Source organism: Pseudomonas baltica, from assembly GCF_014235765.1.
Lineage (GTDB): Bacteria > Pseudomonadota > Gammaproteobacteria > Pseudomonadales > Pseudomonadaceae > Aquipseudomonas > Aquipseudomonas baltica.
Window position 1 is genome coordinate 259,767 of record NZ_JACMYH010000002.1, and the last position, 15,836, is coordinate 275,602.

Here is a 15,836-nt window from a genome sequence, read left to right on the forward strand (position 1 = left end):
CCTTGCGCGGTGCGCCGAGAATGCGCGGCGCTTGTGAAGGTTGGAGCGACAGTGGGTCGCAGTGGTTCCATCATAGCCCTTGGCGATCGCGCCGGGGCGTTGCTTCGAGCCGGTGGTGGTGGCTGTGCAGGGCGCCCGCGTCCGGGCAAAATCCGCTACAATGCGCGCCGATTTCGACCTGCCTCAGAGAACCCGCCATGTCCGTCTGCCAGACTCCCATCATCGTCGCCCTGGATTACCCGACCCGCGAAGCGGCCCTGAAGCTGGCCGATCAACTGGATCCCAAGCTGTGCCGGGTCAAGGTGGGCAAGGAGCTGTTCACCAGCAGCGCCTCGGGCATCGTCGAAACCTTGAACGCCAAGGGCTTCGAGGTGTTCCTGGACTTGAAATTCCACGATATCCCGAACACCACCGCCATGGCCGTCAAGGCTGCTGCCGAAATGGGCGTGTGGATGGTCAACGTCCACTGTTCCGGCGGCCTGCGCATGATGGCGGCTTGCCGCGAAGTGCTGGAACAGCGCTCTGGCGCCAAGCCATTGCTGATCGGCGTCACCGTGTTGACCAGCATGGAGCGCGAAGACCTTGCCGCCATCGGCCTGGACATCGAGCCGCAGGAGCAGGTATTGCGCCTGGCGGCGCTGGCGCAAAAAGCCGGCATGGATGGTCTGGTCTGTTCGGCGCTCGAAGCCCAGGCCTTGAAGGCAGCCCACCCGACCCTGCAGCTGGTAACCCCAGGCATTCGCCCGGCCGGCAGTGCCCAGGATGACCAGCGGCGCATCCTCACACCTCGCCAGGCGCTGGATGCGGGTTCCGATTACCTGGTGATCGGGCGTCCGATCAGCCAGGCTGTCGATCCAGCCCAGGCGTTGGCCGATGTGGTTGCGCAGATCAACGGCTGAGCTTGCCCGCGTTGAGAATCAGCAACGTCAGTACGCCGGCAATGATCCCCCAGAACGCCGAGCCTACCGAAAACAGCGTCAAGCCCGAGGCGGTGACCATGAAAGTCACCAAAGCGGCCTCGCGCTCCTTCGGCTCGCTCATGGCCTGAGTCAGGCCATTGATGATGGAGCCGAACAACGCCAGTGCGGCGATCGACAGCACCAGCTCTTTGGGCAGGGCGGCGAACAGCGCTGCCAGGGTGGCGCCGAACGTGCCGGCAATTGCATAGAACACGCCGCACCAGACCGCCGCGGTATAGCGTTTGGCAGGGTCTTCGTGGGCATGTGGGCCCGTGCAGATGGCCGCGCTGATGGCCGCCAGGTTGACCCCATGGGAGCCGAACGGCGCCATCAGCAACGAGGCGATACCCGTCACCGAGATCAATGGCGAGGCCGCTACCTGATAGCCATCGGCGCGCAGTACGGCAATACCCGGCATGTTCTGCGAGGTCATGGCCACCACGAACAGGGGGATGCCGATGCTGATGGTCGCGGCCAGGGAAAAGGACGGCGTGGTCCACTGCGGCACGGCGACCTGCAGGCTGAAATGGCTGAAATCGAGCAGGCCGAGCGCGCCGGAAACCAGCGTGCCGATGACCAGCGCCGCCAGCACCGCATAGCGCGGCGACAGCCGTTTCACCATCAGGTAGGTGAAGAACATGCACAGCACCAGGGCTGTGCGATGCTGCGCGGCGACGAATATCTCGCTGCCGATCTTGAACAGGATACCGGCCAGCAGCGCTGCGGCCAGCGAAGCTGGCAGGCGCTTGAGCAGGCGGTCGAAACTGCCGGTCAGGCCGCAGACCGTGACCAGCACCGCGCAGGTGATGAACGCGCCGATGGCTTCTGGGTAACTCACGCCGCCCAGGCTGGTGATCAGCAGGGCCGCACCCGGTGTCGACCAGGCGACCGTGATGGGGGTGCGGTAGCGCAGCGAGAGACCGATGCTGCACACCGCCATGCCGATCGACAGTGCCCAGATCCACGAGGATATCTGCGCGGTGGTCAGGCCGGCGGCCTGGCCGGCCTGGAACATCAGGACCAGCGAGCTGGTGTAGCCGGTCATCATGGCGATGAAACCGGCCACCACGGCAGATGGCGCCGTATCGGCCAGCGGACGCAGCGGGGCGACGGTGGTGGGGTTGGGCATGGCGGTCCGATCCTTGTCCTGAGCAGCGTCGGTCAAGGGTAAGCCAAGGTGTACAGGCGCATGCGGTACAGCGGCGCGATCAATCGGCGATACAGCTGGGCGACAGCACTCAGGCTGCCGCGAAGCGGGTGTTCAGGTAGTCGATGATCACTTTGGAATCGTACATCCAGGTGACCTTGCCGGCCTCCTCGATACGCAGGCAGGGCACCTTGATCTTGCCACCCTCGGCCAGCAGGGTATCGCGCGCCACCGGGTCGTTCTTCGCGTCGCGCAGGGGTACCGGCACATTGAGCTTGTGCAGGGTGCGGCGGGTCTTCACGCAGAACGGGCAGGCGTGGAACTGATAGAGGGTCAGCCCGCTGGCAGCGCGGTCGACCTCGGCCTGCGCTTCGGGGCTGCGCTTGCGACGCGGTGGGCGGGTGAGCAGGTCGCCCGCCACGATTACCTGGCCCAGTCCGATACGCAACGCTTTCATCAACATGTGGCAGCCCTCGAGGTTGGGGTACGGCTTACTTGATCAGGCTGAGAAATTCGCTGCGGGTCGCCGCGTTGTCGCGGAACTCGCCCAGCATCACCGACGTGATCATCGAAGAATTCTGCTTCTCGACGCCACGCATCATCATGCACATGTGCTTGGCTTCGATGACCACGGCGACACCCAGTGCGCCGGTGACCTGCTGCACCGCATCGGCGATCTGCCGGCCCAGGTTTTCCTGGATCTGCAGGCGGCGGGCATACATGTCGACGATACGCGCCACCTTGGACAGCCCGAGCACCTTGCCGCTGGGAATGTAGGCAACGTGAGCACGCCCAATGAACGGCAGCAGATGATGCTCGCACAACGAATAGAGTTCGATATCCCTGACCAAGACCATTTCGCTCGCGTCGGAGCTGAACAGCGCGCCGTTGGTGACTTCATCGAGAGTCTGCTCATAGCCGCGGCACAAGTACTTCATGGCTTTGGCGGCGCGTTTGGGCGTGTCGAGCAGGCCTTCGCGGTTAACGTCCTCGCCGAGTTGGCCAAGGATCTCGGTGTAGTTCTGTTCCAGGGACATGATCAAACCTGTGGGGAATATTTCGCAGACGCGAAGGGTACGGCTCCGCTCGCACGGGTGCAAGCGAAGCGTTATTCGTCGCGGCCTTCGAGCATGGTGCGCTTGAGCATCACGTACACCGCGCCGGCGCCGCCATGGCGTGGCTGGCAGGAGGTGAAACCCAGCACCTGCGTGTGCTGACGCAGCCAAGTGTTGACGTGGCTCTTGATCATCGGCCGCTTGCCGTCCAGGCGCACTGCCTTGCCATGGGTCACGCGCACGCAGCGGATTTCGAAACGGGTGGCTTCGGCGAGGAATGCCCAGAGCGTTTCGCGGGCTTTCTCCACCGTCATGCCGTGCAGGTCGAGGCTGCCTTCGAAGGGAATCTGGCCGACCTTGAGCTTGCGCATCTGGCTTTCCTGGACCCCGTCGCGCGCCCAGTGCAGGTCGTCCTCGGGGCCGACGTCGATGACGAACTGATCGGACAGCCCGTCGACCGTCGTGCCCTGGGTGCCCACCGTGGCTGCCTGGCGCAGTGCCTGCAGCTTGAGCTTGTCGGCTTTCGGCCTGCCGGTGTCGGCGCGATCGTGCTGGATGCGCCGCACGCCGCGCATCTGGTCCTTGAACAGGGAAAATTCGTCGTCTTGCATGAAGGTCTCCACCACGGGAGCGCTAGTCTACGCGACTCAATCGTGCTTTTTCATCAGGTGCGGGGCCAGGCCGAGTTCACGGCTGCGGCGCATTCCACGGCGGCTGCGGCGCCAGAGCCACAGGCCAAGATAAAGCACCAGCAGCCCCATGCCAGCGAGTATGGCCGCGCCGCTGGTGGTGGTGTCCAGCCCGATTATCTGCGGCGGATGCGCCAGCAGGGTGGCGACGCCGGCCATCGCCAACAGCAAGCCAAGGGTCAGCAGCACGGCGCCCAGCCCCGCGCCCAGCCGATAGCGCCAACCACCGGACGCACGTTTCCTGAGTCTGCGCGCATTGAAACCATGGGATGACTTCATTGATTCCTCGGTGGCGATCGGGCCGGCTGGGGGTCAGAGCAAGTCGCCGGTCATGGCAACCGCGGCGAAGTTGTCACGCATGATGGCCATTTCAGCTTCCTGGACCTTGGCCGCGGCCAGCACGCCATCGCCCTGGGGCAGGTCGCGGGTTGCGCAGGCGTCGGCCACCAGGGTGCAGCGATAACCGTAGTCCTTGGATGCACGCACGGTGGTACTGACGCTGGAGTGGCTCATGAATCCGCAGACGATCAGGTCCAGGTGGCCATAGCTCTGCAGCAGCTCGTGCAGACCGGTGTTGTTGAAGGCATTGGGCATGCGCTTCTCGACCACGGCTTCGTCGCCCTGCGGTTCGAAACCCTCGATGAACTCGCCGCGCCGGCCCTGGGGGTCAAACAGCCCGCCAACGGTGCCCAGATGGCGGATGTGCACCACCGGCCGCTTGGCCGCACGCGCCGCAGCTACCAGGCTGGCGATGTTGGCCAGCGCATCGTCCATGCCCGACAGGGCCAGGTCGCCACTGAGGTATTCCTTCTGCGCATCGATGATGATCAGGCTGGCGTTGGCGATCCGGGTGGGCGGGAAACCGCGGCCACTGAGTTGGAACATCGTCTTTGGAACGGACATCTGGGGCTCCTTTGGCTAGGGCTTTTGCCGCATTGTCCTCTGCTCGAGCCGTTCTGTGAATCGGATTGAGCGAACATCGCGAAAATCACCCACGGGCCTCTGTTAATATTCCGGCTTGATTCGACCGAGGAGCTTTTGTGATCACTTCCCGCTTGCGCACCGTGCGCGACCACATCCGTTGGGCCGTCAGCCGTTTTCATGGCGAAGAGCTGTTCTTCGGCCACGGTACCGACAACGCCTGGGACGAAGCCCGTCTGTTGGTGCTGGGGGCGTTGAACCTGCCCTATGAAATCGCCGACAGCTACCTGGATTGCCGCCTGGAAGACGACGAGATCGTGCGTGTGCAGCACCTGCTCAAGCGGCGCATGGAAGAGCGCGTGCCGGCCGCCTACCTGATCGGTGAGGCCTGGTTCTGCGGCATGTCTTTCATTGTCGATGCGCGGGTGCTGGTGCCACGTTCACCGATCGGCGAGCTGATCGAGAACAGCTTCGAGCCTTGGCTGAGCCAGCCGCCGGCGCGCATCCTCGACCTGTGTACCGGTTCGGGCTGCATCGGCATCGCCTGCGCCGACGTTTTTCAGGACGCCGAAGTAGTGCTGGCCGACCTGTCGTTCGAGGCGCTCGAGGTGGCCAACCAGAACATCGAACGGCATGGCCAGGAAGAGCGTGTCTATACGGTGCAGGGCGATGGTTTCGAAGGCCTGCCGGGGCAGCGTTTCGACTTGATCGTGTGCAACCCGCCCTATGTCGATGCCGAGGACTTCGCCGACATGCCCGCCGAGTACCAGCACGAACCCGAACTGGGCCTGGCCTGTGGCGACGACGGCCTGAACCTGGTACGGCGCATGCTGGCCGAGGCGGCTGATCACCTCAACGACAAAGGCCTGCTGATCATCGAGGTCGGCAACAGCCAGGTGCACGTCGAGGCGCTCTATCCGGAGGTGGATTTCAACTGGCTTGAGTTCCAGCGCGGCGGGCACGGTGTGTTCATGCTCAGCGCGGCACAGTGCCGTGAGCATCAAGCGTTGTTCGCTTCGCGTATCTGAGAACGCATGAACTGTAGAGCGGGTTGCGCTCGCGAACGTCTGCAGCGGTTTGGCTCGATACCGCAGTGACGCCTTCGCGGGCAGAGTCCGCTCCCACACAGTTTTTGCCAGTGCCGCTGTCAGCGGTGGGTGGCGATCCAGATCAGCAGCGCGGCCTGGAACACGGCGAAGGCAATCAGGCAGGCGATGGTGAAGCGCAGGCCGCTTTCCTCGCGCGCGAATTTCCCGATACGTTCCTGCTGCCCATGCAGCTTGAGTTCCATCTCCTGCAACTGCTGCTCGGCCATCTGCAGCATCTCGCTGGCCGCCAGCACCTCGACCACCTGCACTTTCTCCGCGTTCCAGGTGCTCAGCAACTGGCTGACGGCAATCGGGTGATACTGGCCCTTGAGGCGTTGCACATCTGCGTATTCGACGTTCAAGCCTTGGGTGCGCAGTGCGTGATCACGACGATCCAGGCCCGCCGGTTGCAGCGCCTCCTTGCTCGACAGCGCCGCGCCTTGCAGCGTGTAGTGCGGCCAATGACGCTGCAGCCATGCGGCGGCTTGGGCCATGACGAAGCGCCCCAGGCCACGGTTGACCGGTTCCAGTTGCAGGCCTGCGTCACTGCCCAGGCTGACTTGCCGCAGCTGATGATCGACCCAGACATCCAGCCGGTTCTGCTCGCTGCGCACGCGCTGGCCGGGCAACTGGATGTCCAGGCGCAACAGGCTCAAGGCAGGGTCGTGGCGCTCGGCCATGCCGAACTGCACGAAACGCAAGGGGCGCGGGCCGCTGGCACGGTCGGCGGGCAGGGGCGCCAGGCGCAGCATCCTGAACTGCTCGGGGGTCACCTCGGCCCACGGCCGCGGCGGCGCTGCAGGTTCTTCGACGACGGCTTCTGGTGGGGCTTGTTCGGTCATGGCGCGATCCTCTTCACGGACCTTGTATCGGCCATGCCTGCCCACTCTTGAACGCTGCCATGGGTCCCCTGGCGCGTTGCGTCAAAGCCCGTCGATGAATTTCACCACTGCCTGACCCAGTTCCGCCGCCAGCGGACGCTTGTGGTCACGATACGACTTGAGTTGCGAAGGCAGGTCCATCGGCACGATACGCAGCACGTGGTTCATGCCGGGAATCAGCGCCAGCTGCGCATCGGGCTTGGCGCGTTGCAGTGCCTGCGCATCGCCAATCCCGACCTGGATGTCGTTGCTGCCCTGCACGATGAGGGCTGGGATCTTCAAGGCGGCGAAGGCCTGCGCAGGGTCCTGGCGCAACAGCGAAATCAGGTAAGGCTGCACGCTGGGGCGAAACAATACCTGCAGGGGCTTGGGCACGTCCGGGTCATACTGCCCGGCTTCCAGCCGCTCGATCAGTTGGTAGCTGCGCGGTTGCAGTTCGGCTGGCAGGCGTTCGCCGATCTGCTCGCGCAACACTTCGCCCAGGGGACGACCGCTGCCCGACAGCGAAATCACCGCATCGGCATTGGCGCGCGGCGCTGCCAGGGTGGCGATCAGCGCACCTTCGCTGTGGCCCAGGATGATCAGCGGGCCGAAACGCGGGTCGCGCTTGAGCTGCGCGCTCCAGGCCACGGCATCGTCGACGTAGCCTGCCACGCTCAGATCACGCTCGTCGGGGGTGGCCTTGCGCCCGGTGGCCACGCCGCGTTTGTCATAGCGCACGCTGGCAATGTTGTTCTGCGCCAGTAGCAAAGCGAGCTTCTTCAGGCTGTCGTTGCGACCCGCCTCGGGATTGTTCCCGTCCCGGTCGGTCGGACCGGAGCCGGAAATCATCAGCACCACCGGCACCGGCCGATCCGCGCGGGGCACCAGCTGCGAGCCGTACAGCTTGCCCTGAGCGGTCTGCAGCTCGATCGGGCGCCTGGCAATATCAGGGGTGGCGGCCAGCGCAGCGGTGCTGCTGACGAACAGTATCAAGGCCACCAATCGGAACGTCATCTGCAACATCATCGAGCCACTATCGAGGGAAGTGCGCTTTGGACTGGGGCGTCCGGCTAAGGTTCAGGGATGAACTGGCCGTCGACCCTGCGTATACTGGCGCTCTGTCTGATTCGGTTGATTTCGCGGAGCGCCCTGCATGTCCGGCAATACCTTCGGCAAGCTGTTCACTGTCACCACCGCTGGCGAAAGCCATGGCCCGGCGCTGGTCGCCATCGTCGACGGCTGTCCGCCAGGGCTCGCAATTTCCGTGGACGACCTGCAGCGCGACCTCGATCGACGCAAGCCGGGCACCAGCCGGCACACGACCCAGCGTCAGGAGCCCGATGAAGTCGAGATTCTTTCCGGGGTGTTCGAAGGGCGTACCACCGGTACCTCCATCGGCCTGCTGATTCGCAATACCGATCAGAAATCCAAGGACTACTCGGCGATCAAGGATCTGTTTCGCCCGGCCCACGCGGACTACACCTACCATCACAAGTACGGCGAGCGTGACTACCGTGGCGGTGGCCGCAGCTCGGCGCGCGAAACGGCCATGCGCGTGGCCGCAGGCGCGATCGCCAAGAAGTACCTGGCCACCCAGGGTATCCAGGTCCGCGGCTACATGAGCCAGCTGGGCCCGATCCCGATTGCTTTCAAAAGCTGGGACGGCGTGGAAGACAACGCCTTCTTCAGCCCCGATCCGGACAAGGTCCCGGAGCTCGAGGCCTTCATGGACCAGCTGCGCCGCGACCAGGATTCGGTCGGCGCCAAGATCACCGTAGTGGCCGAAGGCGTCATGCCAGGGCTGGGCGAGCCGATCTTCGATCGCCTGGACGCCGAGCTGGCCCATGCCTTGATGAGCATCAACGCCGTCAAGGGCGTGGAAATCGGCGCCGGTTTTGCCTGCGTCGCCCAGCGCGGCACCGAGCACCGCGACGAGATGACGCCCGAAGGGTTCCTCAGCAACCATGCGGGGGGTGTGCTGGGTGGTATCTCCTCGGGCCAGCCGATCGTTGCCCACCTGGCCCTCAAGCCAACGTCCAGCATCACCACGCCGGGTCGCTCGATCGACGTCCACGGCCAGCCGGCGGACGTCATTACCAAGGGCCGCCATGACCCGTGCGTGGGCATCCGCGCCACGCCCATCGCCGAAGCCATGATGGCCATCGTGTTGATGGACCACCTGCTGCGCCATCGCGGGCAGAATGCCGAGGTCAAGGTCGACACTCCGGTACTGGGCCAGCTTTGAGCGCGATGTCGCCGCCTGCGGGCCATTCGGTTCCGTATTGGCGGCTGTCCACTTTCTACCTGTTCTACTTCGCCCTGCTCGGGTCGACGGCGCCGTTCCTGGCGCTGTACTTCCACCATCTGGGCTTCGACAGCGCGCGCATCGGCGAGCTGGTGGCGATTCCCATGCTCATGCGCTGCGTGGCGCCCAACCTGTGGGGCTGGCTGGGCGACCGCACCGGTCGACGCCTGGCCATCGTGCGCATCGGCGCGGTCTGCACCCTGGCCAGTTTTTCCCTGATCCTGGTGGACACCGGCTACGCCTGGCTGGCAATGGTCATGGGCCTGCATGCCTTTTTCTGGCACGCGGTACTGCCACAATTCGAAACCCTGACGCTGGCACACCTGCAGGGGCAAACCGCACGTTACAGCCAGGTCCGCCTGTGGGGCTCGATCGGCTTCATTCTGGCGGTGGTGGGCCTGGGCCGGGTATTCGAGAGCCTGAGCCTGGACACCTATCCCTACGCGTTGCTGTTGATCATGGCCGGTATCGTCGCGGCCAGCGCGTGGGTGCCGGATGTGCCCGCCGGCGAGGGCCCTCGCCGCACGACCGGGGAGGGCTTCATGAAACAGCTGGTACGCCCCGGCGTATTGGCCTTCTATGGGTGTGTGGGCCTGATGCAGCTCAGCCACGGCCCGTACTACACGTTTCTTACCTTGCACCTGGAGCAGTTGGGCTACAGCCGTGCAGTGATCGGCATGCTGTGGGCCGTCGGAGTCGTGGCCGAGGTCTTGATGTTCCTGGCCATGAGCCGGATTCTGGCGCGCTTTTCCCTGCGTCATGTGCTCATCGCCAGCTTCCTTCTGGCGGCCGTGCGCTGGCTGCTGCTGGGCAGTTTCGCCGAACACCTGTGGCTGCTGGTGCTGGCGCAGCTGATGCACGCCGCCACCTTCGGCAGCTTCCACGCGGCGGCGATCCATTTCGTGCAGCGCAGTTTCGGCGCCCATCAGCAGGGTCAGGGGCAGGCCCTGTATGCCGCACTGGCTGGCGTCGGTGGCGCCTTGGGTGCGCTGTACTCCGGCTACCTGTGGCAATCACTGGGCGCCACCGGCACCTTTGCCCTGGCCAGCCTCGCCGCGTTCGCTGCCGCGTTGATCATGCTCAGACGCACACCCCATGATCTGCCACCTGTGGCCAGTCACTGAAACCATTCGAGGAATTTGCATGAGCCGCCTGAGCGTCTATCACCACAGCACTGCGGACATCCCCAACAAGGTGCTGAGCCATGCCGAAGACATTGCGGCCACTTTGGCGGAGCTCGGCGTGCGCTTCGAGCGCGCCGGGTCGACGCTGCCCGTGTCGTTCGAGGCGGAGTCCGAAGAGGTTGTCGCAACCTGCCGGGCCGAGGTCGACACCTGGATGGCTCAAGGTGGCTACCTGGGCGTGGACGTGCTCAGGCTCGACGAGAACGACGCGCAGCACACCCCGACGCAGGCCGAACTGCTGCGCGAGCATCGTCTGGCAGGGGAGTGGGTGCTGTGCGTGCTGGCCGGCCGCGCGCTGTTGAACCTGCACGTCGGGGGATACCTGTACGCACTGTTGTGCGAGCGTGATGATCGCGTCGTGGTTCCAGCGGGCATGGCCCACTGGCTGGACATGGGCGAGCGGGGGCGATTGATTGCGTTGCGTGTGTTCACCGATTCACACGGCTGGTGCCCAGATTACGTGTTGCAGCCAGCGAACGATCTGTTTCCGAGGCTGGACGACTGATCCGGCTTTTATCGAGGCGAAAAAAAACCCGATACCAGGATGCGCCAGGTATCGGGCTTTAGAAGAAACAGAGGTCAAGCAACAGCGTTCAATCAAACAGCAGGAGTCAAACGAACAGCGGTTCAGCGAATACGTGCCGAGCAACACTTGCCGGGCAGATCAGCCTGCGCTGATCAGGCCGAGTGGTAGGTCGGCAGCGCGAAGCGGTTCTGGCTTTGCAGCATGTTGATCGCTGGCAGTTGGCTGGCTTCGCCGGCCAGGTCGCGACGAATGGCGCTGATGACCCAAGTCAGTTGCTCAGGAGTGTGCAGCTGAGCGTAGGAAATCGAGCGTTTGATCTGTTTGCCATCGGTGTCACGCAGGGTCAGCAGGACAGCACCATCCGGACGCGGCTGGGTGGTCACTTCGTACTCGGAGAAAACGGAAACGAATTTTTCGTGGAGGAAGTTCATGTGCAGCTCCTAGCAAGTTGGCAGGCATGTCTAGGTAGTTGCAGCGAGTGTGCCAAGTTTCGTTAAATATAAAATCCTTTTAAATCAACAGCTTGTGAATATCGCAAAATTCGGGCTCCGTGCAATTTGCATGAATGGTCGTCGAGCATGCTGCATTTTGCGCGGCGTGGTGGGTCTGACGGTAAGTCGCCCGGAGGGAATGACAGGCGCAGCACGGATTTTTTCCCGCGTCACTACTGTCTATGACCACAAATCGCCAATAAATTCCCGCTTCCAGGGGCGATAGCCAGGCTCTGTTGCAGGCTGGAAGCCCAGCGGGAACACTGCCTACCGTGAACCATTTGCCAGGAGGTTTTGCCATGACCCAACCCGACGCTCGCCAGATGAACGACGAAGAAGCGGCCGAGTTCGCTGAACAAGTGTTCGACGTCGCTCGCAACGGTGATGCACAGATGCTCGAGCGCCTGCTGGAGAAGGGCCTGCCGCCCAATCTGCGCAACTACAATGGCGATACCTTGTTGATGCTGGCGACCTATCACGGCCACCTCGATGCGGCACGCGCGCTGCTGCAATACAAGGCCGACCCGCTGATTGCCAACGACAAGAACCAACTGCCCATGGCTGGCGCCGCCTTCAAGGGCAACCTGCCAATGGTGCAGTTGCTGATCGAGCAGGGGGCCCCGGTCGATGGTGCATCGGCCGATGGCCGGACCGCGCTGATGATGGCCGCGATGTTCAATCGCACGGAAATGGTCGAATACCTGCTGGCGCAAGGCGCCAACCCGAACGCGGTGGACGCCCAAGGCATCGATGCGCTGGGCGCCGCGCGTGCCATGGGGGCCACGCTGACCATCGAACAGCTGCAGAAGCTGGCGGCCTGATACCCGCCTGGCTGAATTGCGGCTATCCTTGCGGCCTTTTTCCAGCGCCGCAGGGGTTGCCTCATGAAACAGTCACTTGTCGAACTCATCGGTAAAATCGGTTCGGGCTGCATGCGCGATGAAGACATCGAACGCATTGCCGATGAGGCCGCCCAGGCCTACGCCGATCCCCAGGCCTTCCTGGCCGCCAACCCCGACATCAACTACGACGACAGCTTTGCCATCCCGCTGGGCGAATGGGTCGTGGTGGGCAGCCTGCCCGACACGGTCATTTTCCAGGCCGACACCTACCCCGAGCTGCTGCAGCAGATCATCGACTCGTTCGGGCCCGACGTGACCTTCAATATCAAGCCCAAGCAGCTGAGCAAGGTCGAGGCGCTGACCGCACTCAATCGTATCCAGGTGCAACTGGGAGCCATGAGCAAGGAAGAGGGCGGCTATGTGCTGTTCAACTTCAGCCAGCCACTGGACGATGAACTGCAGATGGTGCTGGTGTACGGCAAGGACGTGGATCGGGTGGTGGCGCTGGGCGCCGAATTGCACATCGTGGCGGTACCTGCCCTGGAGGCATTGCGCGTCGCACTGCACGTCTGAACGCCAGTTCCAGCTTTCGCTCGGTTGCCACGGAACCCCTGCGACACGCCGCTATCCTAGTTGATGCATGCCATCCACAAGGAGTATCACATGGGTTCCACTTTCAATAGCCTGATCGGCCTGATCATCCTCGCGCTGGACATCTGGGCGGTCATCAACGTCATCAAGAGTGGTGCCTCGACCGGGGCCAAGGTCCTGTGGGTACTGCTGATCATCCTGCTGCCGGTATTGGGCCTGATCATCTGGGCCATCGCTGGTCCACGCGGCAACGTACGGGTCTGAATACAACAGGTCGAACCTGCAACGGGTTCGACCTGCCAGCCCTGCCGACGTATCATCCTCGGCCCGACCGCCGTTTCGCGGCCGCAGCAAAGAATCTGAACGGAATTTTCACCTGTCTTCACGGACAATCCGCGCCCAGATTTCACCTTCGCGTCACCCATAGACCCTAACCGACAGACCTCAACGGACCTTTCCCACACATGGCTACTCCGGACGCCTTGAGTCAAAAGCAGGCCGCGCGCGGCACCCTGCAACCGACCGTCAAATCGCACCTGGCTTATACCCTGCTCAGCGGCCTGGCAATCATGCTGATGCTCAGCGGATTGCGCCTGGCCTTGCTGATGTACAACCGCGAGATGATCGGTGATACGCCTGCCAGCACCTTCGTCGAAGCTTTCCTCAATGGCTTGCGCTTCGACCTGCGCCTGGTGGTGTACCTGCTGATTCCACTGCTGCTGGCGGTACTCAGCGCTCGCGCCATGCGCTGGCGCGGGCTGTTCCGCGCCTGGCTGACGGTAGTGTCCAGCGTGGTGCTGCTGTGCGGCCTGATGGAGATGGACTTCTACCGCGAGTTTCACCAGCGCCTCAACGGGCTGGTGTTCCAGTACGTGAAGGAAGACCCCAAGACCGTGCTGAGCATGATCTGGTATGGCTATCCCGTGGTGCGCTATCTGCTGGCGTGGGTCTTCGTGACCTGGCTGCTGAGCCTGGTGTTCAAGGGCTTCGACCGCCTGACCCGTCCGCGTATCGCCACGGCGGCCAGCGTCGGCAAGCCGGTGGCGCCGTGGTATGCACGCGTCGGTGTGTTCGTGGTCATCCTGCTGATTGCCGTGGTGGCCGCACGCGGCACCTTGCGCCAGGGTCCGCCGCTGCGCTGGGGCGACGCCTACACCACCGATTCGAACTTCGCCAACCAGCTGGGCCTCAACGGCTCGCTGACGCTGATCGCCGCCGCGAAAAGCCGCATGTCCGAAGACCGCGACAATATCTGGAAGGCGACCCTGCCGCAGGACGAAGCGCAGAGCGCCGTCCGTGAAATGCTGTTGACGCCCCACGACACCCTGGTGGACAGCGACACCGCCGCGGTGCGCCGCAACTTCCAGCCGCCTCAGGCCAACACCCTGCCGATCAAGAACGTGGTGGTGATCCTGATGGAGAGCTTTGCCGGCCATTCGGTGGGCGCGTTGGGCGCCGAGGGCGGCATCACGCCGTACTTCGACAAGCTGGCCCAGGAAGGCCTGCTGTTCGATCGCTTCTTCTCCAGCGGTACCCATACCCATCAGGGCATGTTTGCTACCATGGGCTGTTTCCCCAACCTGCCGGGCTTCGAATACCTGATGCAGACCCCCGAGGGCAGCCACAAGCTCTCCGGCCTGCCGGAGATGCTCAGCGCCGCGCGAGGTTACGACGACGTGTATGTCTACAACGGCGACTTCGCCTGGGACAACCAGTCCGGGTTCTTCAGCAACCAGGGCATGACCACGTTCATCGGCCGCAACGACTTCGTCAATCCAGTGTTCTCCGATCCGACCTGGGGCGTGTCCGACCAGGACATGTTCGACCGCGGCAACGAAGAGCTGGCCAAGCGCGGCGCCGCCGGCAAGCCGTTCTACGCACTGCTGCAGACCCTGTCCAACCACGTGCCCTACGCTCTGCCGGCGAATCTGCCAGTAGACAAGGTCACCGGGCGCGGCAGCCTGGACCTGCACCTGACCGCCATGCGCTACTCGGACTGGGCCCTGGGCCAGTTCTTCGAAAAGGCGCGCAAGGAGCCGTACTTCAAGGAAACCCTGTTCATCGTACTGGGCGACCATGGCTTCGGTAACCAGAAGCAGATCACCGAGATGGACCTGGGCCGCTTCAACGTACCGCTGCTGCTGGTCGGGCCGGGCATCCAGGAGAAATTCGGCAAGGTCAACCACACCGTCGGCTCGCAGCCCGATGTGGTACCGACCATCATGGGCCGCCTGGGCGGCGCCAGCCAGCACCAGTGCTGGGGACGCGACCTGCTCAACCTGCCTGCCGGCGACCCCGGCTTCGCCGTGATCAAGCCTTCGGGCAGCGAGCAGACCGTGGCGATCATCAAGGGCGACCGCATTCTGGTCGAGCCCCGTGACATGGACACGCGGCTGTATCGCTATCAGCTGGGCCGTGAATTCGACGCCCAGCTGATCCCCGATGCCGACGATGTGCCGCAATTGCGGGCCAAGCTGGACTCGTTCATCCAGACCGCGACCAAGAGCCTGCTGGACAACACCGCAGGTGCGGTGGAGAGCAAGCAGGAGTAAGTACCTGGTGTACTGTAAAAGGCCCTTCGGGGCCTTTTTTCATGGCCGTGTCGGTGCTGAGTGGCACCCCTCCGGCAATCCGCTGGCCGGAACGAATCCCCGCCGCTGCGAGTCAACGTTGTGTGAGCGTATCAAGCAGATTCCTGCCTGAATTCCGTCGAGGAGATGTACACCGATGAAAGAGTGGAAAATCAGCTTCGTCAACAAGGATGGCGTGCTGGACAGCATGGCTATCCGTGCTGACACCTGCCCGTCGATCGAAGAGGCGGCAACGCTCGTTCGCTCCAAGCTGTACCCCGTCGCAGCCGGACTGGATGAAGTCAATCTTCCCGACAACGTTGCCTCGCCGGTTGCCAAGACCCTCAAGTCGCAGCACAGCGTGGAAATCACGGCCATCACCGAAGTCGCTTGAATTTCATCTGATCCGGGCCATTGGCACGGGCCCGGCCTTCGCGCTACTCTGCGGGCAGGGTCCCCACGGATCCTGCTGCTCGTTTTCGTACCATGCTTCTTGCAACAGGCTCGATTCCAGGCGCCGCGTCCTCGACGCTGCACCGCACCCATTCCTTGTTCCGAGGAGGTTCTGGAAGTACTGAAAGTCTATCCGTCGTTATTGCTGAGGG

The 15,836-nt window shown here is 63.4% G+C and carries 19 protein-coding genes; 10 read left to right on the forward strand and 9 right to left on the reverse strand.

Annotated elements, in window-relative coordinates; translation table 11 throughout:
* Positions 1–197: 197 nt before the first annotated feature.
* Positions 198–899: an orotidine-5'-phosphate decarboxylase gene (gene pyrF / locus H7993_RS10615; protein ID WP_185794341.1), complete on the forward strand. Its 702-nt coding sequence runs from the start codon at positions 198–200 to the stop codon at positions 897–899.
* Here pyrF and H7993_RS10620 read toward each other — a convergent pair.
* The 6 genes from H7993_RS10620 to H7993_RS10645 form a co-directional block, all read right to left on the reverse strand.
* Positions 889–2,088, reverse strand: coding sequence for a benzoate/H(+) symporter BenE family transporter (locus tag H7993_RS10620; protein WP_185794342.1), 1,200 nt, complete (start codon positions 2,086–2,088; stop codon positions 889–891). The genes pyrF and H7993_RS10620 overlap by 11 nt on opposite strands.
* 109 nt (positions 2,089–2,197) lie before the next feature.
* Entirely contained in the window at positions 2,198–2,569 is a 372-nt protein-coding gene (locus tag H7993_RS10625; protein ID WP_122476330.1) for a glutaredoxin family protein, read from the reverse strand.
* A gap of 28 nt (positions 2,570–2,597) precedes the next feature.
* Positions 2,598–3,143, reverse strand: a complete 546-nt coding sequence (folE, locus tag H7993_RS10630) for a GTP cyclohydrolase I FolE (protein WP_122476328.1) — start codon at positions 3,141–3,143, stop codon at positions 2,598–2,600.
* A 71-nt stretch (positions 3,144–3,214) separates the two neighbouring features.
* Positions 3,215–3,772, reverse strand: a complete 558-nt coding sequence (locus H7993_RS10635; protein WP_122476326.1) for a Smr/MutS family protein — start codon at positions 3,770–3,772, stop codon at positions 3,215–3,217.
* A 36-nt stretch (positions 3,773–3,808) separates the two neighbouring features.
* On the reverse strand, positions 3,809–4,129 hold the full coding sequence (locus H7993_RS10640) for a hypothetical protein (RefSeq protein ID WP_185794343.1): 321 nt from the start codon (positions 4,127–4,129) through the stop codon (positions 3,809–3,811).
* A 33-nt stretch (positions 4,130–4,162) separates the two neighbouring features.
* Complete coding sequence (locus tag H7993_RS10645; protein WP_122476322.1) at positions 4,163–4,753, reverse strand: cysteine hydrolase family protein; 591 nt, start codon at positions 4,751–4,753, stop codon at positions 4,163–4,165.
* A 137-nt stretch (positions 4,754–4,890) separates the two neighbouring features.
* Between H7993_RS10645 and prmB the strand changes: the two genes are divergently transcribed.
* A complete protein-coding gene (gene prmB, locus H7993_RS10650; protein ID WP_185794344.1) occupies positions 4,891–5,799 on the forward strand; it encodes a 50S ribosomal protein L3 N(5)-glutamine methyltransferase in 909 nt (302 codons plus the stop codon).
* Between the two features lie 119 nt (positions 5,800–5,918).
* On the opposite strand, the gene H7993_RS10655 is transcribed toward prmB, so the two are convergent.
* On the reverse strand, positions 5,919–6,701 hold the full coding sequence (locus H7993_RS10655) for a hypothetical protein (protein WP_185794345.1): 783 nt from the start codon (positions 6,699–6,701) through the stop codon (positions 5,919–5,921).
* Positions 6,702–6,782: 81 nt separating this feature from the next.
* The gene (locus tag H7993_RS10660; protein ID WP_244647019.1) at positions 6,783–7,736 is read right to left on the reverse strand and encodes an alpha/beta hydrolase; all 954 of its coding nucleotides are present in this window, start codon (positions 7,734–7,736) and stop codon (positions 6,783–6,785) included.
* A gap of 139 nt (positions 7,737–7,875) precedes the next feature.
* On the opposite strand from H7993_RS10660, the gene aroC reads away from it, so the two are divergent.
* From aroC to H7993_RS10675, 3 genes are read left to right on the forward strand one after another with little or no spacing between them, the layout of a single operon-like run.
* Entirely contained in the window at positions 7,876–8,967 is a 1,092-nt protein-coding gene (gene aroC, locus H7993_RS10665) for a chorismate synthase (RefSeq protein WP_185794347.1), read from the forward strand.
* A gap of 5 nt (positions 8,968–8,972) precedes the next feature.
* Entirely contained in the window at positions 8,973–10,151 is a 1,179-nt protein-coding gene (locus H7993_RS10670; protein WP_185794348.1) for an MFS transporter, read from the forward strand.
* A 19-nt stretch (positions 10,152–10,170) separates the two neighbouring features.
* The gene (locus tag H7993_RS10675; RefSeq protein WP_185794349.1) at positions 10,171–10,716 is read left to right on the forward strand and encodes an acireductone dioxygenase; all 546 of its coding nucleotides are present in this window, start codon (positions 10,171–10,173) and stop codon (positions 10,714–10,716) included.
* Positions 10,717–10,889: 173 nt separating this feature from the next.
* On the opposite strand, the gene H7993_RS10680 is transcribed toward H7993_RS10675, so the two are convergent.
* Positions 10,890–11,168: a DUF3509 domain-containing protein gene (locus H7993_RS10680; RefSeq protein ID WP_043185483.1), complete on the reverse strand. Its 279-nt coding sequence runs from the start codon at positions 11,166–11,168 to the stop codon at positions 10,890–10,892.
* A gap of 359 nt (positions 11,169–11,527) precedes the next feature.
* Between H7993_RS10680 and H7993_RS10685 the strand changes: the two genes are divergently transcribed.
* From H7993_RS10685 to H7993_RS10705, 5 genes are all read left to right on the forward strand, one after another.
* A complete protein-coding gene (locus tag H7993_RS10685; RefSeq protein ID WP_185794350.1) occupies positions 11,528–12,049 on the forward strand; it encodes an ankyrin repeat domain-containing protein in 522 nt (173 codons plus the stop codon).
* A 63-nt stretch (positions 12,050–12,112) separates the two neighbouring features.
* Complete coding sequence (locus H7993_RS10690; RefSeq protein ID WP_122794999.1) at positions 12,113–12,643, forward strand: hypothetical protein; 531 nt, start codon at positions 12,113–12,115, stop codon at positions 12,641–12,643.
* A 90-nt stretch (positions 12,644–12,733) separates the two neighbouring features.
* Positions 12,734–12,925 carry a PLDc N-terminal domain-containing protein gene (locus H7993_RS10695; RefSeq protein ID WP_043185491.1) on the forward strand — a complete coding sequence of 64 codons (192 nt, stop codon included), beginning with the start codon at positions 12,734–12,736 and terminating at the stop codon, positions 12,923–12,925.
* 200 nt (positions 12,926–13,125) lie between these two features.
* The gene (locus tag H7993_RS10700) at positions 13,126–15,213 is read left to right on the forward strand and encodes an LTA synthase family protein (protein WP_185794351.1); all 2,088 of its coding nucleotides are present in this window, start codon (positions 13,126–13,128) and stop codon (positions 15,211–15,213) included.
* A gap of 175 nt (positions 15,214–15,388) precedes the next feature.
* Complete coding sequence (locus H7993_RS10705) at positions 15,389–15,625, forward strand: hypothetical protein (protein WP_122476302.1); 237 nt, start codon at positions 15,389–15,391, stop codon at positions 15,623–15,625.
* Positions 15,626–15,836 lie beyond the last annotated feature (211 nt).

Excerpts from the sequence above, each read along its gene's own strand:
- pyrF (WP_185794341.1), top strand. The coding sequence starts at position 198 with ATGTCCGTCTGCCAGACTCCCATCATCGTCGCCCTGGATTACCCGACC.
- H7993_RS10620 (WP_185794342.1), bottom strand. The coding sequence starts at position 2,088 with ATGCCCAACCCCACCACCGTCGCCCCGCTGCGTCCGCTGGCCGATACG.
- H7993_RS10625 (WP_122476330.1), bottom strand. The coding sequence starts at position 2,569 with ATGTTGATGAAAGCGTTGCGTATCGGACTGGGCCAGGTAATCGTGGCG.
- folE (WP_122476328.1), bottom strand. The coding sequence starts at position 3,143 with ATGTCCCTGGAACAGAACTACACCGAGATCCTTGGCCAACTCGGCGAG.
- H7993_RS10635 (WP_122476326.1), bottom strand. The coding sequence starts at position 3,772 with ATGCAAGACGACGAATTTTCCCTGTTCAAGGACCAGATGCGCGGCGTG.
- H7993_RS10640 (WP_185794343.1), bottom strand. The coding sequence starts at position 4,129 with ATGAAGTCATCCCATGGTTTCAATGCGCGCAGACTCAGGAAACGTGCG.
- H7993_RS10645 (WP_122476322.1), bottom strand. The coding sequence starts at position 4,753 with ATGTCCGTTCCAAAGACGATGTTCCAACTCAGTGGCCGCGGTTTCCCG.
- H7993_RS10655 (WP_185794345.1), bottom strand. The coding sequence starts at position 6,701 with ATGACCGAACAAGCCCCACCAGAAGCCGTCGTCGAAGAACCTGCAGCG.
- H7993_RS10660 (WP_244647019.1), bottom strand. The coding sequence starts at position 7,736 with ATGACGTTCCGATTGGTGGCCTTGATACTGTTCGTCAGCAGCACCGCT.
- aroC (WP_185794347.1), top strand. The coding sequence starts at position 7,876 with ATGTCCGGCAATACCTTCGGCAAGCTGTTCACTGTCACCACCGCTGGC.
- H7993_RS10670 (WP_185794348.1), top strand. The coding sequence starts at position 8,973 with ATGTCGCCGCCTGCGGGCCATTCGGTTCCGTATTGGCGGCTGTCCACT.
- H7993_RS10675 (WP_185794349.1), top strand. The coding sequence starts at position 10,171 with ATGAGCCGCCTGAGCGTCTATCACCACAGCACTGCGGACATCCCCAAC.
- H7993_RS10680 (WP_043185483.1), bottom strand. The coding sequence starts at position 11,168 with ATGAACTTCCTCCACGAAAAATTCGTTTCCGTTTTCTCCGAGTACGAA.
- H7993_RS10685 (WP_185794350.1), top strand. The coding sequence starts at position 11,528 with ATGACCCAACCCGACGCTCGCCAGATGAACGACGAAGAAGCGGCCGAG.
- H7993_RS10690 (WP_122794999.1), top strand. The coding sequence starts at position 12,113 with ATGAAACAGTCACTTGTCGAACTCATCGGTAAAATCGGTTCGGGCTGC.
- H7993_RS10695 (WP_043185491.1), top strand. The coding sequence starts at position 12,734 with ATGGGTTCCACTTTCAATAGCCTGATCGGCCTGATCATCCTCGCGCTG.
- H7993_RS10700 (WP_185794351.1), top strand. The coding sequence starts at position 13,126 with ATGGCTACTCCGGACGCCTTGAGTCAAAAGCAGGCCGCGCGCGGCACC.
- H7993_RS10705 (WP_122476302.1), top strand. The coding sequence starts at position 15,389 with ATGAAAGAGTGGAAAATCAGCTTCGTCAACAAGGATGGCGTGCTGGAC.